Source organism: Xanthomonas sp. WHRI 7945, from assembly GCF_035026585.1.
Genome location: NZ_JAYIQP010000034.1, coordinates 1 through 26,603 on the forward strand (window position 1 = coordinate 1; position 26,603 = coordinate 26,603).

General features: G+C 69.8%; 21 protein-coding genes. 18 read left to right on the top strand and 3 right to left on the bottom strand.

The features are described 5' to 3' along the window. Nucleotides 1-110 precede the first annotated feature (110 nt). The 5 genes from VDQ83_RS17815 to VDQ83_RS17835 all read left to right on the top strand — a co-directional run bounded on the left by VDQ83_RS17815 (nucleotide 111) and on the right by VDQ83_RS17835 (nucleotide 5,928). Nucleotides 111-494: a RidA family protein gene (locus VDQ83_RS17815; RefSeq protein ID WP_263395575.1), complete on the top strand. Its 384-nt coding sequence runs from the start codon at nucleotides 111-113 to the stop codon at nucleotides 492-494. A 9-nt stretch (nucleotides 495-503) separates the two neighbouring features. Further along, a complete protein-coding gene (gene recG / locus VDQ83_RS17820) occupies nucleotides 504-2,660 on the top strand; it encodes an ATP-dependent DNA helicase RecG (RefSeq protein WP_455435910.1) in 2,157 nt (718 codons plus the stop codon). A 239-nt stretch (nucleotides 2,661-2,899) separates the two neighbouring features. Further along, entirely contained in the window at nucleotides 2,900-3,838 is a 939-nt protein-coding gene (locus VDQ83_RS17825; protein ID WP_455435911.1) for a nucleoside hydrolase, read from the top strand. 268 nt (nucleotides 3,839-4,106) lie between these two features. Further along, nucleotides 4,107-4,349: a type B 50S ribosomal protein L31 gene (locus VDQ83_RS17830; RefSeq protein ID WP_263395572.1), complete on the top strand. Its 243-nt coding sequence runs from the start codon at nucleotides 4,107-4,109 to the stop codon at nucleotides 4,347-4,349. A gap of 289 nt (nucleotides 4,350-4,638) precedes the next feature. Beyond that, complete coding sequence (locus VDQ83_RS17835) at nucleotides 4,639-5,928, top strand: citrate synthase (RefSeq protein WP_185815393.1); 1,290 nt, start codon at nucleotides 4,639-4,641, stop codon at nucleotides 5,926-5,928. Nucleotides 5,929-6,222: 294 nt separating this feature from the next. On the opposite strand, the gene VDQ83_RS17840 is transcribed toward VDQ83_RS17835, so the two are convergent. The 3 genes from VDQ83_RS17840 to VDQ83_RS17850 all read right to left on the bottom strand — a co-directional run bounded on the left by VDQ83_RS17840 (nucleotide 6,223) and on the right by VDQ83_RS17850 (nucleotide 10,340). Next, entirely contained in the window at nucleotides 6,223-7,041 is an 819-nt protein-coding gene (locus VDQ83_RS17840) for a DMP19 family protein (RefSeq protein WP_455435912.1), read from the bottom strand. Between the two features lie 53 nt (nucleotides 7,042-7,094). Continuing rightward, a complete protein-coding gene (locus tag VDQ83_RS17845) occupies nucleotides 7,095-7,742 on the bottom strand; it encodes a hypothetical protein (protein WP_263395570.1) in 648 nt (215 codons plus the stop codon). 165 nt (nucleotides 7,743-7,907) lie between these two features. Continuing rightward, nucleotides 7,908-10,340, bottom strand: coding sequence for a penicillin-binding protein 1A (locus tag VDQ83_RS17850; protein ID WP_455435913.1), 2,433 nt, complete (start codon nucleotides 10,338-10,340; stop codon nucleotides 7,908-7,910). Between the two features lie 216 nt (nucleotides 10,341-10,556). Between VDQ83_RS17850 and VDQ83_RS17855 the strand changes: the two genes are divergently transcribed. From VDQ83_RS17855 to tkt, 13 genes are all read left to right on the top strand, one after another. Continuing rightward, nucleotides 10,557-11,615: a pilus assembly protein PilM gene (locus tag VDQ83_RS17855; RefSeq protein ID WP_343237612.1), complete on the top strand. Its 1,059-nt coding sequence runs from the start codon at nucleotides 10,557-10,559 to the stop codon at nucleotides 11,613-11,615. Next, nucleotides 11,615-12,391: a PilN domain-containing protein gene (locus tag VDQ83_RS17860; RefSeq protein WP_455435914.1), complete on the top strand. Its 777-nt coding sequence runs from the start codon at nucleotides 11,615-11,617 to the stop codon at nucleotides 12,389-12,391. The genes VDQ83_RS17855 and VDQ83_RS17860 overlap by 1 nt, the downstream gene beginning before the upstream one ends. After that, nucleotides 12,388-13,062: a type IV pilus inner membrane component PilO gene (locus VDQ83_RS17865; protein ID WP_309914482.1), complete on the top strand. Its 675-nt coding sequence runs from the start codon at nucleotides 12,388-12,390 to the stop codon at nucleotides 13,060-13,062. Before VDQ83_RS17860 ends, VDQ83_RS17865 begins: the two co-directional genes overlap by 4 nt. Next, complete coding sequence (locus VDQ83_RS17870) at nucleotides 13,059-13,598, top strand: pilus assembly protein PilP (protein ID WP_455435915.1); 540 nt, start codon at nucleotides 13,059-13,061, stop codon at nucleotides 13,596-13,598. Before VDQ83_RS17865 ends, VDQ83_RS17870 begins: the two co-directional genes overlap by 4 nt. A gap of 20 nt (nucleotides 13,599-13,618) precedes the next feature. Beyond that, nucleotides 13,619-15,523, top strand: a complete 1,905-nt coding sequence (locus VDQ83_RS17875) for a type IV pilus secretin PilQ (protein ID WP_455435916.1) — start codon at nucleotides 13,619-13,621, stop codon at nucleotides 15,521-15,523. Nucleotides 15,524-15,678: 155 nt separating this feature from the next. Beyond that, entirely contained in the window at nucleotides 15,679-16,698 is a 1,020-nt protein-coding gene (locus VDQ83_RS17880) for an AAA family ATPase (protein WP_263395563.1), read from the top strand. Between the two features lie 104 nt (nucleotides 16,699-16,802). Next, nucleotides 16,803-17,732 carry a DUF58 domain-containing protein gene (locus tag VDQ83_RS17885; protein WP_455435921.1) on the top strand — a complete coding sequence of 310 codons (930 nt, stop codon included), beginning with the start codon at nucleotides 16,803-16,805 and terminating at the stop codon, nucleotides 17,730-17,732. Beyond that, nucleotides 17,729-18,178, top strand: a complete 450-nt coding sequence (locus VDQ83_RS17890) for a DUF4381 family protein (RefSeq protein WP_455435917.1) — start codon at nucleotides 17,729-17,731, stop codon at nucleotides 18,176-18,178. Before VDQ83_RS17885 ends, VDQ83_RS17890 begins: the two co-directional genes overlap by 4 nt. Nucleotides 18,179-18,195: 17 nt before the next feature. Further along, nucleotides 18,196-19,212 carry a vWA domain-containing protein gene (locus VDQ83_RS17895; protein WP_455435922.1) on the top strand — a complete coding sequence of 339 codons (1,017 nt, stop codon included), beginning with the start codon at nucleotides 18,196-18,198 and terminating at the stop codon, nucleotides 19,210-19,212. After that, nucleotides 19,209-21,041 (top strand): tetratricopeptide repeat protein, encoded by a 1,833-nt coding sequence (locus VDQ83_RS17900; RefSeq protein WP_455435918.1) that lies wholly within the window; start codon nucleotides 19,209-19,211, stop codon nucleotides 21,039-21,041. The genes VDQ83_RS17895 and VDQ83_RS17900 overlap by 4 nt, the downstream gene beginning before the upstream one ends. 47 nt (nucleotides 21,042-21,088) lie before the next feature. Continuing rightward, a complete protein-coding gene (locus VDQ83_RS17905) occupies nucleotides 21,089-22,807 on the top strand; it encodes a BatD family protein (protein ID WP_455435923.1) in 1,719 nt (572 codons plus the stop codon). 116 nt (nucleotides 22,808-22,923) lie between these two features. Next, complete coding sequence (locus VDQ83_RS17910) at nucleotides 22,924-24,252, top strand: dicarboxylate/amino acid:cation symporter (protein ID WP_455435919.1); 1,329 nt, start codon at nucleotides 22,924-22,926, stop codon at nucleotides 24,250-24,252. Nucleotides 24,253-24,455: 203 nt separating this feature from the next. After that, entirely contained in the window at nucleotides 24,456-26,456 is a 2,001-nt protein-coding gene (gene tkt / locus VDQ83_RS17915; protein WP_455435920.1) for a transketolase, read from the top strand. Nucleotides 26,457-26,603 lie beyond the last annotated feature (147 nt).

Here is a 26,603-nt window from a genome sequence, read left to right on the forward strand (position 1 = left end):
CCCGAGTCCCGAGTCCCGAGTCCCGAGTCCCGAGTCCCGAGTCCCGAGTCCCGAGTCCCGAGTCCCGAGTCCCGAGTAAAATACCCACCCATTCTTCCGTTGGAGCCGCCATGTCCCGCCAGATCATCCACACCGAGCAGGCGCCGGCCGCGATCGGGCCGTATTCGCAGGCCGTGCGCGCCGGCAACACGGTGTACTTCTCCGGGCAGATCCCGCTGGATCCGGCGACCGGTGAGGTCGTGCCCGGCGATATCGGCGTGCAGGCGCGCCGCGCCTTCGACAACCTCAAGGCGGTGGCCGAGGCGGCGGGCGGTTCGCTGGACCGGATCGTGCGGCTGGGCCTGTACCTGACCGACCTGTCGCAGTTCGCCCAGGTCAATGCGGTGATGCAGGAGTATTTCCAGGCGCCGTTCCCCGCGCGTTCCACCGTCGAAGTGTCCGGCCTGCCGAAGGGCGTCGGTTTCGAGGTCGATGCGGTGATGGTGCTCGACTGACCCTCGCCCGTGCCGCGCGTGCAGGTTCCGGCGCCGGCGCTGTCGGCGGCAGGCGAGGCGCCGTTGTCGGCGCTGCCGGGCGTCGGCCCGAAGGTCGCCGAGAAGTTCGCCGCGCGCGGCCTGCTGACCCTGCAGGACCTGTGGCTGCACCTGCCGCTGCGCTATGAGGACCGTACCCGGCTGACCCCGGTGGCGGCGCTGCAGCCGGGCATCCCGGCGCAGGTCGAAGTGCGGGTGGACGCGGTGGATCGCGGGTTCCGCTACCGGCCGATGCTGCGCGTGGCGGTGGCCGACGATTCGCGCGGCACGCTGGTGCTGCGCTTCTTCCAGTTCCGCGCCGCGCAGGTGGCGCAATTCGCGGTGGGCGCGCGGCTGCGCGCGTTCGGCACGCCCAAGCCGGGCCAGCACGGCCTGGAGATGGTGCATCCGAGCTACCAGATCCTTGGCGGCGACGACACCGTGGGGCTGGACGACAGCCTGGACCCGGTCTACCCGGCGGTCGAGGGCATCGGCCCGGCGACGCTGCGCAAGCTGATCGGCCAGGCGCTGGACCGGCTGCCCGCCGAAGCGTCGCTGGAGCTGTTGCCGGCGGCGGTGCTCGCCGAACTCGGTCTGCCCTCGCTGCGCAGCGCGCTGCTGATCGCGCACCGGCCGCCACCGCAGGCCGACCTGGGCGCGCTCGCCGCCGGCCTGCATCCGGCGCAGCAGCGGCTGGCGCTGGAAGAACTGCTGGCCCACCACCTGAGCCTGCGCCGGCAGCGCATCGCGCTGCAGCGCCAGCGTTCGCCGTCGCTGCGCGGCCGCGGCCTGCTGGCCAAGCGCCTGCAGCAGTCGCTGCCGTTCCAGCTCACCGGCGCGCAGCAGCGGGTGTACGCGCAGATCCGCGCCGATCTGGAAAAGCCCTCGCCGATGCTGCGCCTGGTGCAGGGCGACGTCGGCAGCGGCAAGACCGTGGTCGCGGCGCTGGCGGCGATGCTGGCGGTGGACAAGGGCAAGCAGGCGGCGCTGGCGGCGCCGACCGAACTGCTCGCCGAGCAGCACCTGGCCAACCTGCGCGCCTGGCTGGAACCGCTCGGCATCCGCGTCGCCTGGCTGGCCGGCAAGGTCACCGGCAAGGCGCGCGCCGCGGTGCTGGCGCAGATCGCTTCGGGCGAGGCGCAAGTGGTGGTTGGCACCCACGCGCTGATGCAGGCCGCGGTGGCCTTCCACGATCTGGCCCTGGCCATCGTCGACGAGCAGCACCGCTTCGGCGTGCACCAGCGCCTGGCCTTGCGCGACAAGGGCGCCACCGGCGCCGGCGTGCCGCACCAACTGGTGATGACCGCCACTCCGATCCCGCGCACGCTGGCGATGGCCGCGTATGCCGACCTGGACGTGTCGGCGATCGACGAGCTGCCGCCCGGGCGCACGCCGGTGCAGACCATCGTGCTCAGTGCCGAGCGCCGCCCGGAGCTGGTGCAGCGCATCCGCGTGGCCTGCGCCGAAGGCCGCCAGGCGTACTGGGTGTGCACCCTGATCGACGAAACCGAGGACAGCGACAAGCCGGCGCAGGGGCAGGGCGGCGGCGCGGGCAACCGCATCGACGCCACGGCCGCGCAGGCCACCTTCGAGGCGCTGTCGGCGCAGCTGCCGGAGCTGAAGGTGGGGCTGGTGCACGGCCGCATGAAGGGCGCCGAGAAGCAGGCGGCGATGCGCGCGTTCAAACAGGGCGAGATCGACCTGCTGGTCGCCACCACGGTCATCGAGGTCGGCGTCGACGTGCCCAACGCGTCGCTGATGATCATCGAGAACGCCGAGCGCCTGGGCCTGGCGCAACTGCACCAGCTGCGCGGCCGGGTCGGGCGCGGCGCGGCCGCATCGAGTTGCGTGCTGATGTACCAGGCGCCGCTGTCGGCGATGGCGCGGCAGCGCCTGCAGACCATGCGCCAGACCAACGACGGCTTCGTCATCGCCGAGAAGGACCTGGAACTGCGCGGCCCCGGCGAACTGCTCGGCACCCGCCAGACCGGCCTGGCCGCCTTCCGCGTCGCCGACCTGGCGCGCGACGCCGGCCTGCTGCCGCGCGTGCACGCGCTGGCCGAGCGGCTGCTGACCGAGTCGCCGGCCCTGGCCGATCGCATCGTCGCGCGCTGGGTGGGTGGGGCGGCGCGGTTTGCGGGGGCTTAGTTGGCGGGACCAGGGACCGGGGACCGGGGACCCGGAAAGGCAGCGGTGTCGGTGCGTAGGGAGTTTGCACTTTCAGGGGCGATTCCATGCGCGGGGATTCATACGGCGCTTGACAGGCGATCGCGGCCAAAGATCCTTGCCCGGTCCCCGGTCCCCGGTCCCCGGTCCCCGGTCCCGCTTCCCACTCCCTCGCCGCGGTGCCAGACTCGGCGGCCGAATGGACTGATGAAGAATCGCGCATGAGCGACAAGATTCCCCTGTTGATCGACACCGATCCCGGCGTGGACGACGCCCTGGCCCTGTTGATGGCCTTCGCCGACGAGCGCCACGAGGTGGTCGGCCTGACCATCGCCGCCGGCAACGTCGGTCTGCAGCACACCGTGCGCAATGCGCTGAAGCTGTGCGAAGTGGCCGGGCGCGAGGATGTGCCGGTGTACGCCGGCTGCGCCGATCCGTTGCTGCATCCGGCGGTGGACGCCGCCCACGTGCACGGCGTGGACGGCTTCGGCGATGTCGGCCTGGCGCCGTCGGCGCGTGCCGCCGAGCGCGAGCACGCGGCCCTGGCGATCCTGCGCCTGTCGCACCAGTACGCTGGTTCGCTGCTGCTGGTCGCGCTCGGCCCGCTGACCAACGTCGCGCTGGCGCTGAAGCTGGATCCGACCCTGCCGCAGCGGGTGCGCCGCTTCGTGGTGATGGGCGGGGCGATCACCTGCCACGGCAACATCACCCCGGCCGCCGAGTTCAACATCGCCTTCGATCCGGAAGCGGCGCACATCGTGTTTTCCGGGTTCCCGCACATCGAGGTCGCCGACTGGGAGGCCACCGTCGCCCATGGCCTGCCGCACCGCGAGGTCGAACAGTGGCTGGCGGCGGACGCCGACAAGGCGCGCTTCTACGAGGAGATCTCGCGCAAGACCCGGCTGTGGTCGGAGGATTCGCGCGGCGAGTACTGGTATGCCGCCGATGCGCTGGCGATGGCCTGGGCGCTGCAGCCCGACGGCGCGCTGGAGGTGCAGTCGCGGCCGCTGCAGGTCGAACTGGCCGGGGTCCACAGCCGCGGCGCCACCCTGGTCGACTGGAACCGCCAGCTCGGCCTGGCCGACAACGCGGCGCTGCTGATCCGCTACGACCAGGCCCGCTTCCAGGCGCTGGCGCGCGCAGCGGTGGGCGCGGGCTGAGCCGGGGCCTGTCGGCGCTATCGGGGCGGATCCCCCGATGGTGCCGGCGAGGCTTGTCCAGGGATCCGGGACTCGGGACTCGGGACTCGGGATTTTCAGAGAGTCGAAGCATGGGAGGCAAGGAGGGGCCGGTGCAGGCATTGCCCTGAGCGCGGGCGTCCGCCTCGCGTTCCCGGCACCGCATATTCGGTGCAGGTTGTTCTTGCGCGCAGGCCCGGGGAGTTGCTATAGTTTCCCTCTTGTCCAGCAGCCCCTACGGTGCGAGCCCATGAAGGCCGACCTCCATCCCCAGTACCACAACGTCGTGTTCCACGACGTCACCTCCGATTTCAAGATCCTGACCCGTTCGACCATGTCCTCGAAGGACAAGGTCAAGTGGGAGGACGGCGAAGAGTATCCGCTGATCAAGGTCGAAATCTCCTCGGCTTCGCATCCGTTCTATACGGGCAAGCACAAGGTCATCGACACCAGCGGCCGCATCGACAAGTTCCAGAAGCGCTACGCGCGCTGATCGAGCGGTCGAAGTGGTAGAAGACGGCCGCGCCCTGCGCGGCCGTCTTTTTTGGCGTTCCCGATCCGTCGATTCCCGGTCCGTCGCGGCCTGCGTAGATCTTCCCGTCCGATGGCGGCGAGGATGCAACGCTGTGTCGCCGCGGGCCTGCGCTTTGCGGCGTGAGGACGAGCAACGACTCAAATGTTGCTGTGCGATAATGGCGCGATCCGTGGTAATTGCCGTGGACTTCCTTCACGCGTCTGTTCGCAAAGTACGGGCAGGCGCCTTCCACTGAGGAGCGCACACTGTGTCCGATCTTGATCAGGTCACGCTGAATGCCGGCGACAAGTCGGTCGTTCTGCCGGTACTCAAACCCACCTTGGGCAACGATTGCGTCGACATTTCCAAGTTGACCAAAGAAACCGGTCTGTTCACCTACGACTCGGGCTTCACCGCGACCGCCAGCTGCAAGTCGGCGATCACCTACATCGATGGCGACAACGGCGTGCTGCTGTACCGCGGCTACCCGATCGAGCAGCTGGCCGAGAAGTCCAACTTCCTCGAAGTGGCCTACCTGCTGATGAACGGCGAACTGCCCACCGCCGACGAATTCAAGACCTTCGACCACGAAGTGACGCATCACACGATGATGCACGAGTCGCTGAAGAACTTCCTCGGCGGCTTCCGCCACGACGCGCACCCGATGGCGATGATGGCCGGCACGGTGGCCTCGCTGTCGGCGTTCTACCACGACACGCTGGACCTCAACGATCCGGAGCAGCGGCGCCTGGCCGCGATCCGCCTGATCGCCAAGGTGCCGACGATCGCCGCCGCGGCGCACCGCTATTCGATCGGCTGGCCGATCCGCTACCCGCGCAACAATCTCGGCTACGTCGACCGTTTCCTGCACATGATGTTCGAAGTGCCGAGCGAGCAGCTGGAGATGAATCCGGTCGTGGCCAAGGCGCTGGACCTGCTGTTCATCCTGCACGCCGACCACGAGCAGAACGCCTCGACCTCGACCGTGCGCCTGGTCGGCTCCACCGGCGCCAACCCGTACGCCTCGGTCGCCGCCGGCATCACCGCGCTGTGGGGCCCGGCGCATGGCGGCGCCAACGAAGCCGTGCTGAAGATGCTGGAAGAGATCGGTACCGCCGACAACGTCGAGAGCGCCGTGGCCAAGGCCAAGGACAAGAACTCGAGCTTCCGCCTGATGGGCTTCGGCCACCGCGTCTACAAGAACTTCGATCCGCGCGCCAAGATCATCCGCGAGATGACCCACAAGGTGCTGGGCGAACTGGGCGTCAACGATCCGTTGCTGGAAGTGGCGCTGAAGCTGGAAGAGGCCGCGCTGAAGGACGACTATTTCGTGCAGCGCAAGCTGTACCCGAACGTCGACTTCTACTCGGGCATCATCTACAAGGCGCTGAACATTCCGGTGGAGATGTTCACCGTGATGTTCGCCATCGCGCGCACCGCCGGCTGGGTGTCGCATTGGCTGGAGCAGCAGGTCGACCCGGAAATGAAGATCGGCCGTCCGCGCCAGATCTACACCGGCTACGACAAGCGCGACTACAAGGCCGACGGCCAGCGCTGATTGGGCTGCCGTTGATCCGTCGCAAGAACGCCCCGCTTTGCGGGGCGTTTTTTATGGGGCGGACTGTGTGCGGCGGCTTTTCCGGGGCGCCTCTCGTCGCGACTGGAGGCGCTCCCGCAGCCTTGCATGCAGGCGCCGCGCCGAAGCGCTTTTTCATGTGGGAGCGACTTCAGTCGCGACGCGCACGCCCAGGAACGCCCACTGCGGCCGATGGCTTGATGCCACCTAGGCGGCTTCCACAGGCACCGCTGCGCGATGGCATCATCGCGTGGCAGGCGCTGGGGTCGAACCGCGCTAATGCTCGACCGGCACTTCGATCTGCGCCACCAGCGCATGGCTGTCGGCGTCGTGCATGCGCGCCACGCCGTCCAGGTCGAGCAGGTAGAAGTGGCCGCGATCGGTCAGGAAGTGCCAGGCCAGCACTTGGCCGCCGTTGTGCGCGTGGCTGGGGTCGCCCGCGGTGACCCGGTCCAGCGTGTGCCCGCTGTCGGCGCACAGGCGGCGGATCAGTTTCATGTAGCGCGGTTCGTTCTCCAGCGCTGCGGCGACGCGCGCATGGCGATCGGGCAGGGCCGCGGCACGGCGCTCGACCTCGGCCTGCATCTCTTCGATCGACAGCACCACCAGTTGCGGATGCGCGCGCAACCAGGCCGAGTTCAACGCGATCAGGTCTTCTTCTTCCGCGAGCGCATGGAAGGCGTCGCCATGCTGGTCGAGCGCGTCGCGCGCGGGGTTGTCGCCGAAGTAGTCGCCATCCATGAACGCCTGCAGCGTGTCCTCTTCCATCCGCTCCAGCAGCGCGCGGCTGGCCGCGTACAGCGCCGCATGCCGCGGCGCCTGCATCGCCTGCAGCCCGCGCCCGATCTGGTCCAACACCACCGGGTCGGCATTGCAGTTGTAGACGAACTGGGCGAAGCCGCCGTTTTCCACCTGCGCCACGTAGAAGTCGACGTAGTAGCTGCACATCGCCTCGGCGGCGATCTCGTCCGGGCGCAGCCATTGGTCGAGCTGGGCGTTGATGAAGCTGATGTTGGACTGGATCGGCGCGTACGCATCGTCGCTGTCGAAGCTGTTGCGCGAGATGACGATGGCGCTGGCGGGAATGGCGGGCATGCAGTGGGTCCGATGGCGAGGGGATGTGCGCGGGACGCGCGGCGCGGCGGCGCTCAGCGCCGCTGCTGGTAGTCGGCGATGTCCTGCTCGGTCAGCAGCTGCCGCAGCTGGCTGTCCGAGGCGCGCCGCATCGGCTTCTCGTCGACCTGCGACAGCGGCGCCTGGCGCAGCGCGTCGTAAGGCAGCACGGTCAGGTCGAAGCTCAGTTCCTCGGCGGCGAACAGCCACACCGGGAAGTCCTCGCTGCGTTCGCGGTCCAGGCGCAGCCGGCGCGTGCGCGATTCGGCCGGGATCCGGTGTTCTTCGAGAAAGCGCGCCACCGCGTCGGCGTCGTCGCTGTGCAGGTGCAATTGCACGGGACTGTTCGCATCGGCGGTGCCGTCGTACACCGGGCCGACCAGGCGCGGCGCGAACGCGTGCAGGAAGTCCATCGCGCGCAACGCGGCCTCGCGGCGCAGGCGCAGGCCACCGGCGTGGTCGGGTCCGGCGAACAGGCGCTGGTACTCGCGCAGCGCATCCTCGATCTCGCGGTTGCGCGGCAGCGAGGCGTCGTCGTGGATGCCGAGCCGTTCGGCGGCCTTCAATTTGGCCTGGTGGAAATCGCGGATGCCGCCTTCGGCCATCAGCCGGGCGGCTTCGTGGGCCAGCCGGCGGCGGCGTTCGTGCGTGCGGGTCTGGGCATGTTGCCGAGCGTGGTGCATGGGCCGCCTCCCTCAAAGCCTGCCCCGACTGTACAACAGCGCGGTGACGTCGGCATGCAGCGCGGTTGCGCGCTGCAGCCGGTTCGAATCGCGCTCGGCTACGCAGCGTCCGCCAGCCATCGCCGCCTCGGCGCCGGGACCCGCCGAGTCCCGAGTCCCGAGCCCTTAGAAGATATCGAACGCCGCGTCGTCGGTCTTCTGGTCCTGCAGACCGTAGTCGAACTCCTGGATGCGATCCATGTCCTCGACCTTGACCCACTCGGTGGCGCCGTTGAGCGAGGCCTGGACCATGCCGGCCGGCGGGTCGTTGCTGGCGATCGGCTTGTCCTTCAGCGCCACGCGCATGTACTCGATCCAGATCGGCAGCGCCGCCTTGCCGCCGTATTCGCGGTAGCCGAGTGAACGGAAGTCGTCGCGGCCGACCCACACGGTGGTCACGTAGGGGCCGCCGAAGCCGGAGAACCAGGCATCGCGGTGGTCGTTGGTGGAGCCGGTCTTGCCGCCGATGTCCTCGCGGCCCAGGACCTTGGCGGCGGTGCCGGTGCCGCGCTGGACCACGTCGCGCATCATCGAGACCAACTGGTAGGCGGTGCGCTCGTCGATCGCGCGCGGCGCCACCTTGGCCTCGGGATCGGTCGGCGCCGTCTCGGCCACGGCCGGGGCGGCCGCGGCGGTTGCCGCAGGCTTGGGCGCCGGCGGCGGCGTTGCCGCACCGAAGTTGAAGCCGTCGACCACCTGGCTGGCCGGAGTGGCGCTGCCGCCGACGCTGCCGCAGCTGCGGCAGGCGGTCGGCGCGTGCTCCTGGAACAGCACATTGCCGTCGCGGTCGGTGACCTTGTCGATGATCCAGGGGTCCACCCGCGAGCCGCCGTTGGCGAACACCGCATAGCCGCGCGCCACCGACAGCGGGGTCAGCGACGCGGTGCCCAGCGACATCGACAGATTGGGCGGCAGCTCGGCTTCCTGGAAGCCGAACTGGCTGATGTACTTGCGCGCGAAGTCCACGCCGATGCTGTCGAGCAGGCGCACCGAGACCAGGTTGCGCGACTGCACCAGCGCCTCGCGCAGGCGCATCGGGCCGCGGAAGCCGCCGCCGTCGTTCTGCGGCGACCAGGTCTTGCCGCGGCGGTCGCGGAACACCACCGGCGCGTCGAGCACGATCGACGCCGGATTGAAGCCCTTCTCGAACGCGGCCGCGTACAGGAACGGCTTGAAGCTGGAGCCGGGCTGGCGCCGCGCCTGGGTGGCGCGGTTGAACTTGTTGCCGGCGTAGCTGAAGCCGCCGACCAGGGCGCGCAGCGCGCCGTTGTTGGCGTCCAGCGACACCAGCGCCGACTGTCCGCGCGGCAGCTGGGTGACTTCCCACTCGCCCGGCTTGTCGCCGGCCTGGATCCGCACCAGGTCGCCGCGCTTGAGCAGCGCGGCCGGGCTGCGCCCGGTCCAGCGGCTGGAGGCGGCCGGCAGCACCAGTTCGGTCTTGTTGGCGAGCACCACGCTGGCGCTGCCGTCGCTGCCGGTGGCGGCGACGATGCTCGGCAGCATGCCGCCCTGCGCATTGATGCCGGCCAGGTGGCCGGCCAGCGCGGCCGCGTCGGCGTCGGCGGCCACGTCGAAATGCTTCTCCACGCCATTCCAGCCATGGCGCCGGTCGTAGATCACCAGGCCTTTGCGCACCGCCTGGTTGGCGGCGGCCTGCAGCTCGGTGTCGATGGTGGTGGTGACGTGGTAGCCCTTGTCGAGCACGTCGCCGCCGAAGCGCGCGATCATCTCCTGGCGCACCAGCTCGGCCACGTAGGGCGACTCGACCTCGACCGGGCGCTCGTGCGGCGTGGCGTGCATCGGCACCGCCTTGGCGGCGTCGGCCTCGGCCTGGGTGACGAAGCCCAGCGACGCCATGCGGCTGAGCACGTAGTTGTCGCGGCGCTGCTTGGCGCGCTCGGGATTGCTGATCGGGTTGCCGCTGGACGGGAACTTGGGGATGCCGGCCAGCGAGGCCATCTCGTCCAGGCTCAGTTCGTTGAGCTTCTTGCCGTAGTAGTACTCGGCCGCGGCGGCGATGCCGTAGGCGCGGTTGCCGAAGAAGCTCTTGTTGAGGTACAGCTCGAAGATCTCGTCCTTGCTCAGCTCGGCCTCGATCTTGCGCGCCAGCAGGATCTCGGCCAGCTTGCGCGTATAACTGTATTCGGAGCTCAGGAAGAACTGGCGGGCGACCTGCTGGGTGATGGTCGAGCCGCCCGGCACGCGCTTGTCGCTGGTTGTGGCCAGCAGCCACACCGCGCGGGCGATGCCTTTGTAGTCGACCCCGCCGTGCTGGTAGAAGCGCGCGTCCTCGGTGGCCAGGAACGCCTGCTTCAGCCGCTCCGGCACGTCCTTCATGGTGATCGGATAGCGCCGCGTCTCGCCGAACAGGGCCATCAGCTTGCCGTCGCTGGCATAGACGTACATGGGCTCCTGCAGCTCCACCTGGCGCAGCGTCTGCACGTCGGGAAGCTTGGAGGAGACGACGTAATACAGCCCGCCGGCGGCGGCTGCTCCGACCAGGGCGAGGACGACAAACGTGACCAGCGCCCAGCGCAGCCAACGACGAAAACGGGGCATCGACAGAGATTCCGATTGCAGATTTCTTGGGCGCAGAGTATAGAGTACGGCGGGGAACGGCTGGGGCCGATTCCGGGGATGCGAAGGGTTGCCGCCACAAGACATGACGTGACCGAGGTCACGACATGCCGAGGGTGGTTGCCAATTGCAAAAAATTTGTTATTAATGCGCGGACGCAAGATTGGCGTCCAAGTGCCCGTCGGCAGGGGAAAATCCGTGGGGCTTATCCCAAAGAGTCAGCAACCGCTGATCGGCGTCGATATCAGTTCGACTGCGGTCAAGCTGTTGCAGCTGTCGCGTAGCGGCAACCGGTTCCGCGTAGAGCACTACGCCGTGGAACCCTTGCCGCCCAACGCCGTGGTCGAGAAGAACATCGTCGAGGTCGAAGCCGTGGGCGAGGCGATTCGCCGCGCCGTGACCCGTTCCGGCACCCGCGCCAAGCATGCCGCGGCGGCGGTGGCCGGCTCGGCGGTGATCACCAAGTTGATCCCGATGCCGGCCGAGCTCGACGAGAACGAGCTGGAAGCGCAGGTCGAGCTGGAGGCGGTCAACTACATCCCGTACCCGATCGACGAAGTGAACCTGGACTTCGAGGTACTGGGCAGCATCCCCAACAACCCGGAGATGGTGCAGGTGCTGCTGGCCGCGTCGCGCTCGGAGAACGTCGAGCTGCGCCAGTCGGCGCTGGAACTCGGCGGCCTGATCGCCAGGGTCATGGACGTGGAGGCCTTCGCGGTCGAGAACGCGTTCGCGCTGGTGGCCAGCGAGCTGCCGGTGGCCGCAGATGGCGTCGTCGCCCTGGTCGACATCGGCGCCACCATGACCACGCTCAACGTGTTGCGCGGCGGACGCAGCCTGTACAGCCGCGAACAGGTGTTCGGCGGTAAGCAGCTGACCGACGAAGTGATGCGCCGCTACGGCCTGACCTACGAGGAAGCCGGCATGGCCAAGCGCCAGGGCGGGCTGCCGGAAAGCTACGAGATCGAAGTGCTGGAGCCGTTCAAGGAGGCGACGGTGCAGCAGATCAGCCGCCTGCTGCAGTTCTTCTATGCAGGCAGCGAATTCAACCGGGTCGACCACATCGTGCTGGCCGGCGGCTGCGCGGCGCTGGCCGGATTGCCGGAGATGGTCGAGGAACAACTGGGAGTGGCGACCGTGGTCGCCAACCCGCTGGCGCAGATGACCCTGGGGCCGAAGGTGCAGGCGCATGCGCTGGCCCAGGACGCGCCGGCGCTGATGATCGCCACCGGCCTGGCTCTGAGGAGCTTCGACTGATGGCAAAAATCAACCTGCTGCCCTGGCGGGCGGAGCGACGCAAGCAACGCGAGCGCGAGTTCTACTCGATGCTGGGCTTCGCCGCATTGGCCGGCTTGCTGCTGGCGGCGCTGATCTGGTTCTACTACGACCGTCAGATCACCGGGCAGAACGAGCGCAACGCCTATCTGCAGACCGAGATCGAGAAGGTCCAGGCGCAGAACAAGGAAATCGACAAGCTCGACGAGCAGAAGCGGCGCCTGCTGGCGCGCAAGCGCGTGATCGAAGAGCTGCAGGCCAAGCGTTCGCAGATGGTGCACCTGTTCGACTCGCTGGTGCGCACCATCCCCGATGGCGTGGTGCTGACCGCGGTCAAGCAGGAAGGCGACATCCTGACCCTGGAAGGGCGCTCGCAATCCAATGCGCGGGTCAGCGCCTACATGCGCAATCTCGAGGGCTCGGGCTGGATGACCAATCCGGAACTGTCGGTGATCGAGGCCAAGGCGCAGGACAAGGAGGTCAAGGGGCCGATCGTCGACGCCAAGGCCTTGCCCTACGTGTTCACGCTGAAGGTCAAGCTGCCGGTGCCGGGCGACGCCGCGGACACGGTGCCGGGTACTGGCACGCCGGCACCCGGTGCGCCGGCCGCGCCGCCCGCCGCCGGCGCCGGCGCCGGCGCCGCCGCAACTCCGGCGTCGACTGCCGCGCCCGCTGCACCGACCGCACCCGCGACGCCGCCGGCCACCCCGCCGGCTGCGCCTGCCGCCACGCCAGCGCAACAGGGACCGGCGTCATGAGCAAGAAAGTCAACCTGAAAGACCTGGACTTCAACAACCTCGGCAGTTGGCCGCAGCAGGCCAAGATCGGCTTCTGCGTGCTTGTCACGCTGTTCATCCTGATCCTGTCGTGGTTCCTGCTGATCAGCGACAAGCGCGACGAGCTGGGCACGCTGGAGCAGAAGGAAACCGAGCTGCGCGCCTCGTTCGAGAAGGAGCAGAGCCGTGCGGTCAACCTGCAGCCGCTGAAGCAACAGCTGGTGCAGATGGAGCAGGTGCTGCAGCAGATGCTGCGGCAGCTGCCGAGCAAGACCGAGATGCCCGACCTGATTATCGACATCTCGCAGACCGCGCTGTCCAGCGGCCTGGCCAACGAGCTGTTCCAGCCGGGTCCGGAGTCGCCGAAGGAGTTCTACGCGGAGAAGCCGATCGCGCTGCGCATGGTCGGCAGCTACCACCAGTTCGGCGCCTTCGTCAGCGGCGTGGCGTCGCTGCCGCGGGTGGTGATCCTGACCATGCACGACATCAATCTCCAGCCCAAGGACAAGAAGGTCGGGCTTACCTCGCGCGGCGAGCTGGAGCTTTCCGGCACGGTCAAGACCTATCGCTACCTGGACGACAAGGAAATGGCGGACCAGGAGAAAGCGGCGGCCGCGGCGAAGAAGGCTTCCAAGCAAGGCGGTGGCGCATGAAGCGGCACGCCACGGTATTGAAGTGCCTGGCCGGGCTGGCGCTGGTGGCGCTGCTCGGCGGTTGCGGTCGCGGCGTGACCAGCACGCCGGGCGAGGCGCCGAACCTGGAGAACTGGGTGAAGGACGTGCGCGCGCGGCCGGCGCAGCCGCTGGAGCCGCTGCCGGTGATGCAGCAGTTCGAAACCTTCGAATATGCGGCGCAGGGCCTGCGCGATCCGTTCAGCGACGCCTGGACCAGTCCGGACGGCAACAACGGCCTGCGCCCGGATCCGAACCGGCGCAAGGAACCGCTGGAGCAGTTCCCGCTGGACGGCTTGACGATGGTCGGCACGCTGGGCAACGGTGCGGGCCTGGTGGCGCTGGTGATGGCGCCGGACAAGGTGACCTACCGGGTTCGTCCCGGCATCTACATGGGGCAGAGCGATGGCCGCGTGACCGGGGTGCACGAGGATCGCATCGATTTGATTGAACTGGTGCCGGATGGCGCTGGCGGTTGGCTGGAACGTCCGGCTGCCGTGGCGCTGGACGATCAATGATTGATTATGGGGATAGCACGATGACTTTTTCCAAAGCCCTGAGCCTGCGTCCCATCCGGCGCCACGCGACGGTGCGGCTATGCGCATTGGGGTTGGCGGCGATGCTGGGGAGCTCGGCCGTGGTGGGTGCGGCGCTGGCGGCGACGCCTGCGCCGGGTCCGGCGGCGGCAGCGCCACAGGCACCGGCCAAGCTCACGGTATCGAAGATCGATTTCAAGCGCGGCGAAGGCGACGCGGGGCGGCTGATCCTGCACTTCAGCGGCGCGGGCGCAAGCCCCGATCTGCGGACCCAGGGCAACAACGTGGTGGTCGATGTCGGCAACGCATCGCTGCCGGCGGAACTGCAGCGTCCGCTCAACGTCACCGACTTCGCCACGCCGGTCCAGCGCATCGACGCCAAGCCGTACGCCGGCGGCGCGCAGCTGGTGCTGAGCACCAGCGGCGCGTTTGAGTCGCTGGCCTACCAGTCCGGCAACGAGTACGTGGTGGAGATCTCGCCGCGGACCTCGGCGCCGGCAGTGGGCGCGGTCAGCGCGACCACGGTCGGTCAGGCGGCGGCGCAGGTCGCCGCGCGCGGCTATAGCGGCCGCCCGGTCACGTTCAACTTCCAGGACGTGCCGGTGCGCACCGTGCTGCAGCTGATCGCCGAGGAATCCAACCTCAACATCGTCGCGTCCGACACCGTACAGGGCAGCGTCACCCTGCGCCTGGTCAACGTGCCGTGGGACCAGGCGCTGGACATCGTGCTGCGCGCCAAGGGCCTGGACAAGCGCCGCGACGGCGCCGTGGTCTGGGTCGCGCCGCAGCAGGAGCTGGCCAAGTTCGAGCAGGACAAGGAAGACGCGCGGATCGCGATCGAGAACCGCGAGGACCTGAGCACCGACTACATCCAGATCAACTACCACAGCGCCACCACGATCTTCAAAGCGTTGACCGAGGCCAAGGGGATCGGTGGTGGCGGCGGTGGTGGTGGTGGCGGCGGTAGCGGCGGCAGCGGCCAGACCGACAACGGCTTCCTGTCGCCGCGCGGACGCATCGTCGCCGACGAGCGCACCAATACGCTGATGATCAGCGACATCCCGAAGAAGATCGCGCAGATGCGCGAGCTGATCAACGTGATCGACCGTCCGGTCGACCAGGTGCTGATCGAGGGCCGCATCGTCATCGCCACCGACACCTTCGCCCGCGATCTGGGCGCCAAGTTCGGCATCGGCGGTACCCATACCTACGGCGACAACACCGCGACCGTCGGCAGCGGCGCGACCGGCGGCGGCGCCGCGGCCACGCGCGGGCTCAACGTCGATCTGGGCGGCACCACCTTCACCAATGCGACGACCCTGCCGAGCCTGGCCTATACGCTGCTCGGATCCAACTTCAACCTGGATCTGGAGCTGTCGGCGCTGCAGGAAGAGGGCCGTGGCGAGGTGATCTCCAACCCGCGCATCGTCACTTCCAACCAGCGTGAGGCGGTGATCAAGCAGGGCAAGGAAATCGGCTACGTCACCATCACCGGTGGCACCGCCGGGACTGCGGCGACGCCGAACGTGCAGTTCAAGGAAGTGTTGCTGGAACTGAAGGTCACCCCGACCATCACCGACGACAATCGCGTCTTCCTGAACATGAACGTGAAGAAGGACGAGGTCGACCAGTACCGCGTACTCGAAGGCTACGGCACCATTCCGGAAATCAACCGCCGCGAGATCAATACGGCGGTGCTGGTGGACGACGGCCAGACCGTGGTGATCGGCGGCGTGTACGAGTTCACCGATCGCAACAGCATTTCCAAGGTGCCGTTCCTGGGCGATATCCCGTTCCTGGGCAATCTGTTCAAGAAGCGCGGCCGCAGCAAGAGCAAGGCCGAACTGCTGATCTTCGTGACGCCGAAGGTGATGCGCGTGGCCAAGCGGGCGCCGGCCGCTGGCTGATCCCGCGCTGCCGAAGCACCGGTGCTGACAGGACGGGAGAAGCATGCGCTTCTCCCGTCTTCGTTTCAGGCGGCGGATGAGGAAAATCTGAATTCGCGGCCGATTCCTGTCGCAGGCGCAGAACCATTTCACCGCCGATAGGTCAAACTCGGCGCATGAACACCACGCCCTCGAGCTTCGACCCTTCTCCCGCCGCGTCCGAGCAGCAGCGTCTGCACGCGGCCTTCCTCGCTCTGCGCGACGGCCTGTCCGCCACCATCGTCGGCCAGTCCGCGCTGGTGGAACGGTTGCTGATCGCGCTGCTCGCCGATGGCCACCTGCTGGTCGAAGGCGCGCCCGGCCTGGCCAAGACCACCGCGATCCGCGCGCTGGCCTCGCGGCTGGAAGCGGATTTCGCCCGCGTCCAGTTCACGCCGGACCTGTTGCCGGCCGACCTGACCGGGACCGAGGTGTGGCGCCCGCAGGAAAGCCGCTTCGAGTTCCTGCCTGGGCCGATCTTCCATCCGATCCTGCTCGCCGACGAGATCAACCGCGCGCCGGCCAAGGTGCAGTCGGCGCTGCTCGAGGCGATGGGCGAGCGCCAGGTCACCGTCGGCCGGCACACTTATGCGCTGCCGAAGCTGTTCCTGGTGATGGCCACGCAGAACCCGATCGAGCAGGAGGGCACCTTCCCGCTGCCCGAGGCGCAGCTGGACCGCTTCCTGATGCATGTGCGGATCGGCTATCCGGAAGCCGCCGCCGAGGCCGAGATCCTGCGCCTGGCGCGCGAGCGCGCGCGCGAGACCCTGGAGCACGGCGAGGCGGCACCGCCGCGGCTGCCGCTGGAGGACGTGTTCGCCGCGCGGCGTGCGGTGCTGTCGCTGCACATGGCGCCGCCGCTGGAGCGTTACCTGATCGAACTGGTGCTGGCCTCGCGCGACGCCAGCGGCTACGACCCCGCACTGGCGCGGCGCATCGCCTGGGGCGCGAGCCCGCGCGGCTCGATCGCGCTGGAGCGCTGCGCGCGTGCGCGCGCCTGGCTGGCGGGGCGCGACTTCGTGACCCCGGACGACGTGCGCGCGGTCGCGCCGGACGTATTGCGCCATCGCGTGCTGCCCAGCTACGAGGCCACGGCCGAGGGCTGGGACGGCGATCGCCTGGTCGCCGCGCTGCTGGACCAGGTGCCGCCGCCTTGACCGAGCGGCAGCGCGAACGGAAACGGCTACAGCGCCGAGCGCCGGCATGTCGCGCCGGCGGCGCCATGCCGCAGGCGAGGTAGCGCACGATGGCCGTGCAGACCATGCCGCCGCAGACGCCACGCGCCGACGCCGCGCCAGGCGGCGACGGCGTGCGCCCGACCCTGGCCGAGCTGGTGGCGTTGCGCGCGAGCGTGGCGCGGGTGCCGCCGCCGCGGCGCGGGCGCCATGGCCTCAGCGGCAGCGCGCCGGCGGCGCAGCGTGGCCGCGGCATGGAATACGCCGAGTCGCGCGAGTACGTGGCCGGCGACGACGTGCGCCACATCGACTGGCGGCTCACCGCGCGCAGCGGGCGCACCCATACCAAGCTGTTCCAGGCCGAGCGCGAGCGGCTCAGCCTGATCGTGGCCGATACCGCGCCGACCCTGTATTTCGGCACCCGCGTGCGTTTCAAGTCGGTGCAGGCGGCGCGTGCCGGCGCGGTGGCGGCATGGACCGCGCAGCGCCAGGGCGATCGTCTCGCCGCCTTGCGCGGCAGCCGCAGCGAAGCGCCGGTGCCGCCGGCGGCCGGGCCGCGCGGCGCGTTGCGCGTGCTCGACGCGCTGGCGCGCTGGTACGCGCAGCCGCCGCCGGACGATGCCGGCCTCGGCGTGGCGCTGGAGCACGCGGCCAAGCTGCTGCGGCCGGGTTCGCGGCTGGTGGTGCTGGCCGATCCGACCAGCGCCAACGCGATTCCCGCGGCGCGCTGGGCCGGGCTGGCGCTGCACAACGACGTGGTGCTGTTGTTGCTGGCCGACGCGCTGGAGTTGCAGCCGCCGCGTGCGGCGTTGCCGTTCTGGGCCGGCGGCCGACGGGTGGAAGTGGACTTGCTGGCGGCCAGCGCGCAACAACGCTGGCACGCGCAGTTCGTCGCGCCGCTGGAAACGCTGGTGGCCGAACTGCCCGGCCGCGGCGTGCAGGTGCGCGTGCTGCGCAGCGATGCGGCCAGCGAATCCTGGCTGCTTCCGGCGCCAGCCGGGAGCGCGCCGCGATGACCCCGCAACAGTTGCCGCTGCGCGATGTGCACCTGCCGCCGGCGCCGCCGTGGTGGCCGCCGGCACCGGGCTGGTTGCTGCTGGGCGCGGCGCTGCTGCTGGCGCTGGGCATCGCGCTGGGCCTGTGGGCGTGGCGGCGCGCGCGACTGCGCCGCTGGCAGCGCCAGTTCGATGCGGCGCTCGGCAGCGGCGCTGCGCCGGCGCAGGTGGCCGCGGTGTCGGAACTGCTGCGCCGCGCGGCGCGGCGCAGCGACCCCGCCGCCGCGGCGTTGCAGGGCGAGCCCTGGCTGCGCTTCCTCGACGGCGGCAAGCGCCAGGACTTCTCCGCCGGGCCGGGCCGGGTGCTGCTCGACGGCGGCTATCGGCGCGAACTGGATCGTGCGCAGCTGCAGGCCTTGCTGCCGCTGGCGCGGCGCCGCTTCCTCGAGCTGATGGCCAGGCGATGAGCACGGCCGCGATCAGCATGTTCTCGCTGCACTGGCAAAGTCTCGCCGACCTGCTGGCCGGGTTCGCCTGGCCATGGATGTGGCTGGCGATGCCGCTGCCGCTGCTGGCGCGGCTGTTGCTGCCGGCGCAGCGCGGCAACGCACCGGCGCTGCGCGTGCCGTACGGCGCGCAGTTGCAGGCGGTGGCGGCGGCGCCCGCGCGCGGCGGCCTGTGGCGCGTCGGCCTGTGGCTGGCGTGGCTGGCCTGGTTCTGCCTGTGCGGCGCGGCGGCACGGCCGCTGCAACTGGGCGAGCCGATCTCGCCGCCGCAGCAGGCGCGGCAGCTGATGCTGGCGGTGGACCTGTCCGGCAGCATGAGCGAGCCGGACATGACCCTGGGCGGACGCGTGGTGGACCGGCTGACCGCGGCCAAGGCGGTACTGGCCGACTTCCTCGACCGCCGCGACGGCGACCGCATCGGCCTGCTGGTGTTCGGCCAGCAGGCGTATGCGCTGACCCCGCTGACCGCCGACCTGGCGACGGTGCGCGATCAACTGCGCGACAGCGTGGTCGGCCTGGCCGGACGCGAGACCGCGCTCGGCGACGCGATCGCGCTGTCGGTCAAGCGCCTGCGCGAACAGCCGCAGGGCGACCGGGTGCTGATCGTGCTGACCGACGGCGTCAACACCGCCGGCGTGCTGGAACCGGCCAAGGCGGCGGAACTGGCCAAGGCCGAACACGTGCGCGTCTACACCATCGCCTTCGGCGGTGCCGGCGGCTATTCGCTGTTCGGCTTGCCGATCCCCGCCAGCGGCGGCGACGATCAGGTCGACGAGGACACCTTGCGCAAGATCGCGCAGGACACCGGCGGCCGCTTCTTCCGCGCCCGCGACACCGACGAACTGGTCTCGATCTACGCCGAGCTGGAGCGCCTGGAGCCGGTGCGCTCGGCCGGCCCGGCGGTGCGCCCGCGGATCGAGCGCTACGCGTGGCCGCTGGCGGCGGCGCTGCTGCTGGGGTTGATCTCCTTCGTGTGGCCATGGAGGCGGCAATGAACGCCGTGCTCGGTTTCCTGGAGGCCTTGCATCTGCTGCGCCCGCAGTGGCTGTGGGCGCTGCTGTTGCTGCCGTTGCTGGGCTGGAGCTGGCTGCGCCGGCGCCGGCGCCGCAATGTGTGGCGGCGCGCGGTGGACGCGCACCTGTTGCCGCACCTGCTGGCGAAGGAGGATGGCCGGCAGTCGCTGTCCGGCCTGTGGCTGGCCGCGCTCGGCTACGTGCTTGCGGTCGTGGCGCTGTCCGGACCGAGTTGGCGCCAGGAACAGCAGCCGCTGTGGCAATCGCGCACGCCGTTGGTGATCGCGCTGGACCTGTCGCCACGGATCGAGGCCGGCGACCTGCCGCCGTCGCGCCTGCTGCAGGCGCGCGCCAAGCTGGCGACGCTGCTGCGCGAGCGCGCCGGCGGCGAAGTCGCGCTGCTGGCCTACGCCGGCGAACCCTACACCGTCGCGCCGCTGACCGACGACGCGGCCAACGTGGCCCTGTTCCTGGACGCGCTGTCGCCGCAGGTGATGCCGATGCCCGGACAGCGCGGCGACCTGGCCATCGACTGGGCCGCGCAGTTGCTGCGCCAGGCCGGTTTCACCCGCGGCGACATCCTGCTGCTGAGCGACCAGGCCGACGCGCAGGCGCAACAGGCCGCAGCGCGCGCGGCCGGGCAGGGCTACCGCGTGTCCGCACTGGGATTGGGGACCGCGCAGGGGGCGGCCTATCGCGACGGCCAGGGCGGCGTCGGCCATGCGCAACTGGATGCCGGCGCGCTGCAGGCGCTGGCCGCCGCCGGTAACGGCCGCTACGCCGCGCTGACGCCGACCGATGCCGATCTGCACGCGCTGGGCGTGCTGCAACCGGCGCAGCAACAGGATGCGACCGCCGCCGGCGAGCACAGCGGCCGGGTGTGGCTGGACCAGGGCTACTGGCTGTTGCCGCCGCTGTTGCTGCTGGCGCTGTTCGCGTTCCGCCGCCGCGGTGGCGCGGCCGTGCTGCTGGTGTTGCTGCTGCCGCTGGCGATGCCGTGGCCGGCGCAGGCGCAGACGGCCGGCGCCACGGGCGGCGACGCTGCCGCCGGCAACTGGTGGCGGCGTCCCGACCAGGTGCGCCAGCAGCGCCTGGATACGGGCGTGCAGGCCTATCGCAAGGGCGATTTCGCCGCCGCGCAGCAACAGTTTGAAGGCATCGACAGCGACCAGGGCTGGTACAACCTGGGCAATGCGCTGGCCCGCCAGGGCCGCTACGACGAGGCCATCGACGCCTACGACAAGGCGTTGCGGCAGCAGCCGCAGATGGCCGATGCGATCGCCAACCGCGCAGCGGTCGATGCCGCGCGCAAGCGCCAGTCCGGGCAGAACACGTCCGGGCAGAACAAGCCGGGACAGCAGGGCAAGGACACATCGCAACAGGACCAGAAAGGCCAGTCGCAGTCGGGTGCCGGCGGCACGCCCAAGGGCCAGGATCGGGCCCAGGCCAAGGCGCCGCCGCAACCCGATGCGCAAGGCCAGCCGGGGCAGAAGAACGGACAGTCGCCGCCGTCTGGCGCGCCGAAGGATGGGCAGCAGCCGGCGCCGCCGAAGCCGGGCGATGCGCAGGCGCAGCAGCAGGCCGATGCGGCGCAGCGCCAGCAGATGCAGCAGGCGATGGCGGCGCAGCAGGGCGCGGCGGGCAAGCAGGCGGCCGCGCGCGCCGCTGCGGCCGCCGCGGAAACCCCGCAGCAGCGCGAACAGCGGCAGGCGGTGGAGGCATGGCTGCGGCGGGTGCCGGACGATCCGGGCAACCTGCTGCGCGCCAAATTCAAGCTCGAACACGAACGCAGGCAGCGGGAAGGACCATGATCGAACGCAAGCAACGCCGCTGGCGCGGATGCGTCTTCGCCACGCCGATGCGGTCGGCGACACTGGCCCTGTCGGCCATCCTGGTCCTGCTGGCCATGCTGGCGCTGCCCGCCGCGGCCGCCACCCGTGCGTGGCTGGACCGCGACAGCATCGGCGCCGGCGAGAGCGTCACCCTCAACATCGAGACCGACCAAGGCCTGGCGGCGCCGGAATATGCGCCGCTGCATGCGGATTTCGCGCTCAGCGACGAGGTCAACAGCCGGCAGATGCAGATGGTCAACGGCCAGGTCACGGCGAAGTCGTTGTTCGGCGTGGCGCTTACGCCGCGCGCCAGCGGCACGCTGGAGATCCCGTCGCTGCGCGTGGGCAACGAGCGCACCGCACCGCTAAGGTTGCAGGTCGGCGCGGCCGCGCCGGCGCCGGCCGGCAGCACCCGCGCCGGCGATCCGGCGCAAATCGGCAACGCCGACGTGTTCGTGCAGACCGTCGCCGACGACGCGCAGCCGTACGTCCAGCAGAGCGTCGGCGTGGTGGTGCGGCTGTACCTGGGGGTGCCGCTGAGTTCGGGCGAACTGGACCTGGATCCGCCCACCGGCGCCGCGCTGCAGCGCATCGGCGACGACATCCAGAGCCGGCGCGAAATCGACGGGCGCATGTTCACCATCGTCGAGCGCCGCTTCCTGCTGGTGCCCGAGCGCAGCGGGCCGCTGACTCTCCCCGGCGCGCGCTTCCGCGGACGCGGCCCCAGCGGTTTCTTCGACGACTATTTCGGCCGCGGCGGCGACCTCAGCGCGCGCAGCGCGGCGCAGACGCTGCAGGTGCGCGCGCAACCGGCCAATGCGCCGCAGCCGTGGTTGCCGCTGCACGATCTGCGCCTGCGCTATACCGCCACGCCGCAGCGCGCGGCGGTGGGCGAGGCGGCCGACATCGTGGTCGAGGCCAGCGCGCGCGGCGCCACCCAGGCGCAGTTCCCGGAGCTGCCGACGCCGAGCATCGACGGCGCGCAGGTGTTCGCCGAGCCGCCGCAGTTCGACGAGAAGTTCGTCGACGGCAGTCCGCAACTGAAGATCACCCGGCGCTATTCGATCGTGCCGCAGGCCGCGGGACCGTTGCGGGTGAGCGGGCTGCGCGTGCCGTGGTGGGACGTGGCCGCCGGCGATGCGCGCGAGGCGACCTTGCCCGATCTGACCCTGCAGGTGCAGCCCGGGCGCAGTGCGCCGGCAGCGCCTGCGGCGCCGGCCAGCGCGCCGACACCGGGCGCGGATGCGGCGCCGGCCGGCAATGCGGTGACGCCGACCCAGGCGGGGACCGGATGGCGCGGTTCGGCGCCGCGATGGATGGCGCTCGCCGCGCTGTTCGCACTGCTGTGGCTGGCGACGCTGGTCTGGGCCTGGCGCCGCAGCCGCGGTGCGCGTGCGCCGGTAAGCGGACACGCTGCACCGGCGGCGGTCGCTGCGCCACGTTCCCGCTACGGCCTGCCCGACCTGCGCAAGGCGCTGGATGCCGGCGGCCTGGACGAGGTCGCGGCGATCCTGTGCGCGCAGGCCGGCGTCGCCGACCTGGATACGCTGTTGACCCGGCTGGACGACCCGGCGCAGCGAGAAGCGGTGCTGCGCATGCAGCGCGCACGCTGGGGCGGCGCCGGCGATGTGCCCAGCGCCCGCGCCGCGCTGCGCGAGGCGTTCTGGGCCGGGCCGCGCTGGCGCGACGCACAGCGCAAGCCCGCGAACGGCGACCTGCCGCCGCTGTATCCGCGCGACGCATGAGGTCCTTGCGCGCGGCGCAGCGCTGCCCGTGAGGCGCGCTGCACCGCCTGCGCAGGCTTGCGGGGCACCAGTGCGGGTTTGTTAAGCTCGCCGTTCTTTCCTGCAAGGCGCACACCATGACCGACACCCCCGTGAAGGCCAAGACCGGCATGCCTTTGCATTGGAAAATGGCGATCGGCTTCGCGCTCGGGTTGGTGCTGGGCCTGGCCGTGCACATGACCGTAGGCGGCGAGGCGGCCTGGGTGCAGACGCTGACCAAGTACCTGACCACGCCGTTCTCCAAGCTGTTCCTCAGCCTGATCTTCATGCTGATCGTGCCGCTGCTGTTCTCTGCGCTGGTGATGGGCATTTCCGAGATGGGCGACATCCGCGCGCTGGGCCGGATCGGCTGGAAGACGCTGGGCTATACCGTGGTGCTGTCCGGCATTGCGGTGCTGCTCGGGCTGGTGCTGGTCAACGTGCTCAAGCCGGGCATGGGCGTGGACCATGAGCTGGCGCAGCAGCTGTTGCAGCAGAACGCGGAGCGCGCCGCGCAGATCGTCGACCAGAGCAAGCAGCAGCCGCGCGGCATGGACATGCTGCTGTCGATCGTGCCCGACAACGTGGTCGCCGCCGCTTCCAGCAATGGCGCGATCCTGTCGCTGATGTTCTTCGCGGTGATGTTCGGCGTGGGCATGGTGCTCAGCGACGACGCCAAGGTGGCGACGCTGCGGCGCGGCATCGAAGGCATCTTCGAGATCTCGATGACCCTGATCGGGCTGGTGATCCGCCTGGCGCCGTACGCGGTGGCCTGTTTCATGTTCAACCTGGCGGCGCTGTTCGGCTTCGAACTGCTGGTCCGCCTCGGCGCCTACGTCGGCGTGGTGGTGCTGGCGCTGGGCCTGCACATGGTGGTGACCTACGGGCTGGCGGTGAAGTTCGCCGGGCGCTCGCCGCTGGCGTTCTTCCGCGCCACCCGCGAAGCCACGGTGATGGCGTTCTCCACCGCCTCCAGCAACGCCACGCTGCCGACCGCGCTGCGCGTGGCCGACGAGATGGGCCTGCCGAACAAGGTCTCGCGCTTCGTGCTGACCGTCGGCGCCACCGCCAACCAGAACGGCACCGCGTTGTTCGAGGGCGTCACCGTGATCTTCCTCGCCCAGTTCTTCGGCGTGGAACTGAGCATCGCGCAGCAGTTCATGGTGATGCTGGTGTGCATCCTCGGCGGCATCGGCACCGCCGGCGTGCCGTCCGGCTCGCTGCCGGTGGTGGCGCTGATCTGCGCGATGGTCGGGGTGGACCCGGTCGGCATCGGCATGATCCTGGGCGTCAACCATTTCCTGGACATGTGCCGCACGGCGCTGAACGTGACGGGCGATCTGGCGTTGACGACTTTGGTGGCGAAAGGGGAGGAGGGGGCGGCCGGGACGGCCGGGACCGGGGACCGGGGACCAGGGACCCGGTAGAAGCAACAGCAACGGCAACGGCAACAGCAACAGCAACAGCAATGGCGATGGCGATGCGGGCTGTGGGGTTCGCGGTGCTTGCGCGGAATGCGCGCCGCTCTCCGCTTTTCCGGGTCCCTGGTCCCCGGTCCCCGGTCCCGGCTCCCCAGCCTGTGGGACAATAGCGAACCCGACGCCCCGCGCCCGCTGCCAACAGAACCCACATGACGACGCCTACCCGCCGCCAGCTCGCCAACGCGATCCGCTTCCTCGCCGCCGATGCGGTCGAGGCCGCCAAGTCCGGCCATCCCGGCATGCCGATGGGCATGGCCGACATCGCCGAAGTGCTGTGGAACGACTTCCTCAGCCACAACCCGAACAATCCGAAGTGGTTCAACCGCGACCGCTTCGTGCTCTCCAACGGCCACGGTTCGATGCTGCAGTACGCGCTGCTGCACCTGTCCGGCTACGACCTGCCGCTGGACGAGCTCAAGCGCTTCCGCCAGCTGCACAGCAAGACCGCCGGCCACCCCGAGCGCAGCGAGACCCCCGGCGTGGAAACCACCACGGGTCCGCTCGGCCAGGGCTTCGCCAACGCGGTCGGTTTCGCGCTGGCCGAGAAGCTGCTGGCGCAGCGCTATAACCGCCCCGAGCACCAGATCGTCGACCACCGCACCTGGGTGTTCATGGGCGACGGCTGCATGATGGAAGGCATCTCGCACGAAGCCGCCTCGCTGGCCGGCACCTGGGGCCTGGGCAAGCTGGTCGCGTTCTGGGACAACAACCATATCTCCATCGACGGCAACACCGCCGGCTGGTTCAGCGACAACACTCCGGCGCGCTTCGAGGCCTATGGCTGGCACGTGCTGCGCGATGTCGACGGCCAGGACGCCGATGCGATCAAGGCGGCGATCGAGGCCGCGATCGGCGAGAGCGACAAGCCGACCCTGATCTGTTGCCGCACCACCATCGGCTTCGGTGCGCCGAGCAAGGCCGGCAAGGAATCCTCGCACGGCGCGCCGCTGGGCAAGGACGAACTGGAAGGCGCGCGCAAGGCGCTGGGTTGGCCGTACGGCCCGTTCGAGATTCCGCAGGAGATCTACGACGGCTGGCGCGCCGGTGGCGCCGGCACGCTGCGCCAGGCCGAGTGGGAGCAGGCGTTCGACAAGTACGCCAAGCAGTTCCCGGCCGAGGCCACCGAGCTGACCCGCCGCTCGCACGGCGAGCTGCCGGAGGACTTCATCGCCCAGGCCGATGCCTACATCGCCAAGCAGGCCGCGGAAGCGCAGACCATCGCCTCGCGCAAGGCCTCGCAGATGGCGATCGAGGCGTTCGCGCCGCTGCTGCCGGAACTGGTCGGCGGCTCGGCCGACCTGGCGCATTCCAACCTGACCCTGTGGAAGGCCAGCAAGTCGGTCGCCACTGACGATCCGAACGCCAACTACGTGTACTACGGCGTGCGCGAGTTCGGCATGACCGCGATCGCGAATGGTCTTGCGCTGCATGGCGGCTTCATCCCGTTCGACGCCACCTTCCTGGTGTTCAGCGACTACGCGCGCAACGGCGTGCGCATGAGCGCGTTGAATCCGGCGCACGCGATCCACGTCTACACCCACGATTCGATCGGCCTGGGCGAGGACGGCCCGACCCATCAGCCGGTGGAACACCTGGCCTCGCTGCGCTACATCCCCAACAACGACGTGTGGCGCCCATGCGACACGGTCGAGTCGGCGGTGAGCTGGAAGGCCGCGATCACCCGCCAGGACGGCCCCAGCTGCCTGGTGTTCAGCCGCCAGAACCTGCCGTTCCAGGTGCGCAGCGAGGCGCAGATCAAGCAGATCGAACGCGGCGGCTACGTGCTGGCCGATGCCGAGGGCGGCGCCCCGGACGTGATCCTGATCGGCACCGGCTCGGAAGTCGGCCTGGCCGTGGAAGCGAAGAAGACGCTGGATGCCGCGGGCCTGAAGACGCGCGTGGTGTCGATGCCCTCGACCGACGTGTTCGATCGCCAGGACGCGGCCTACCGCGAATCGGTGCTGCCGAACGCGGTGCGCAAGCGCGTGGCGGTGGAGGCCGGCGTCACCGGCTTCTGGCGCAAGTACGTGGGCCTGGACGGGGCGGTGGTCGGCATCGACACGTTCGGCGCCTCGGCCCCGGCCGACGAGCTGTACACGTACTTCGAGATCACCGCCGAGCACGTGGTCGCGGCGGCGAAGGCGTTGTAAGCCGCTACGTGTATGTGAGCGGAAAGGCCGGCGCAAGCCGGCCTTTTTCATGTGCGCGTGCCTGCGCCGTCGCGTAGTCGGATGATCACCTGTAGGAGCGGCTTCAGCCGCGACAGGCGTTACCGATAGATCCTGTCGCGGCTGAAG

Bases quoted from the DNA above. Each gene is read 5' to 3' on its own strand.
- VDQ83_RS17815 (WP_263395575.1), top strand. From the start codon at position 111: ATGTCCCGCCAGATCATCCACACCGAGCAGGCGCCGGCCGCGATCGGG.
- VDQ83_RS17825 (WP_455435911.1), top strand. From the start codon at position 2,900: ATGAGCGACAAGATTCCCCTGTTGATCGACACCGATCCCGGCGTGGAC.
- VDQ83_RS17830 (WP_263395572.1), top strand. From the start codon at position 4,107: ATGAAGGCCGACCTCCATCCCCAGTACCACAACGTCGTGTTCCACGAC.
- VDQ83_RS17840 (WP_455435912.1), bottom strand. From the start codon at position 7,041: ATGCCCGCCATTCCCGCCAGCGCCATCGTCATCTCGCGCAACAGCTTC.
- VDQ83_RS17845 (WP_263395570.1), bottom strand. From the start codon at position 7,742: ATGCACCACGCTCGGCAACATGCCCAGACCCGCACGCACGAACGCCGC.
- VDQ83_RS17850 (WP_455435913.1), bottom strand. From the start codon at position 10,340: ATGCCCCGTTTTCGTCGTTGGCTGCGCTGGGCGCTGGTCACGTTTGTC.
- VDQ83_RS17860 (WP_455435914.1), top strand. From the start codon at position 11,615: ATGGCAAAAATCAACCTGCTGCCCTGGCGGGCGGAGCGACGCAAGCAA.
- VDQ83_RS17865 (WP_309914482.1), top strand. From the start codon at position 12,388: ATGAGCAAGAAAGTCAACCTGAAAGACCTGGACTTCAACAACCTCGGC.
- VDQ83_RS17870 (WP_455435915.1), top strand. From the start codon at position 13,059: ATGAAGCGGCACGCCACGGTATTGAAGTGCCTGGCCGGGCTGGCGCTG.
- VDQ83_RS17875 (WP_455435916.1), top strand. From the start codon at position 13,619: ATGACTTTTTCCAAAGCCCTGAGCCTGCGTCCCATCCGGCGCCACGCG.
- VDQ83_RS17880 (WP_263395563.1), top strand. From the start codon at position 15,679: ATGAACACCACGCCCTCGAGCTTCGACCCTTCTCCCGCCGCGTCCGAG.
- VDQ83_RS17885 (WP_455435921.1), top strand. From the start codon at position 16,803: ATGCCGCCGCAGACGCCACGCGCCGACGCCGCGCCAGGCGGCGACGGC.
- VDQ83_RS17890 (WP_455435917.1), top strand. From the start codon at position 17,729: ATGACCCCGCAACAGTTGCCGCTGCGCGATGTGCACCTGCCGCCGGCG.
- VDQ83_RS17895 (WP_455435922.1), top strand. From the start codon at position 18,196: ATGTTCTCGCTGCACTGGCAAAGTCTCGCCGACCTGCTGGCCGGGTTC.
- VDQ83_RS17900 (WP_455435918.1), top strand. From the start codon at position 19,209: ATGAACGCCGTGCTCGGTTTCCTGGAGGCCTTGCATCTGCTGCGCCCG.
- VDQ83_RS17905 (WP_455435923.1), top strand. From the start codon at position 21,089: ATGCGGTCGGCGACACTGGCCCTGTCGGCCATCCTGGTCCTGCTGGCC.
- VDQ83_RS17910 (WP_455435919.1), top strand. From the start codon at position 22,924: ATGACCGACACCCCCGTGAAGGCCAAGACCGGCATGCCTTTGCATTGG.
- tkt (WP_455435920.1), top strand. From the start codon at position 24,456: ATGACGACGCCTACCCGCCGCCAGCTCGCCAACGCGATCCGCTTCCTC.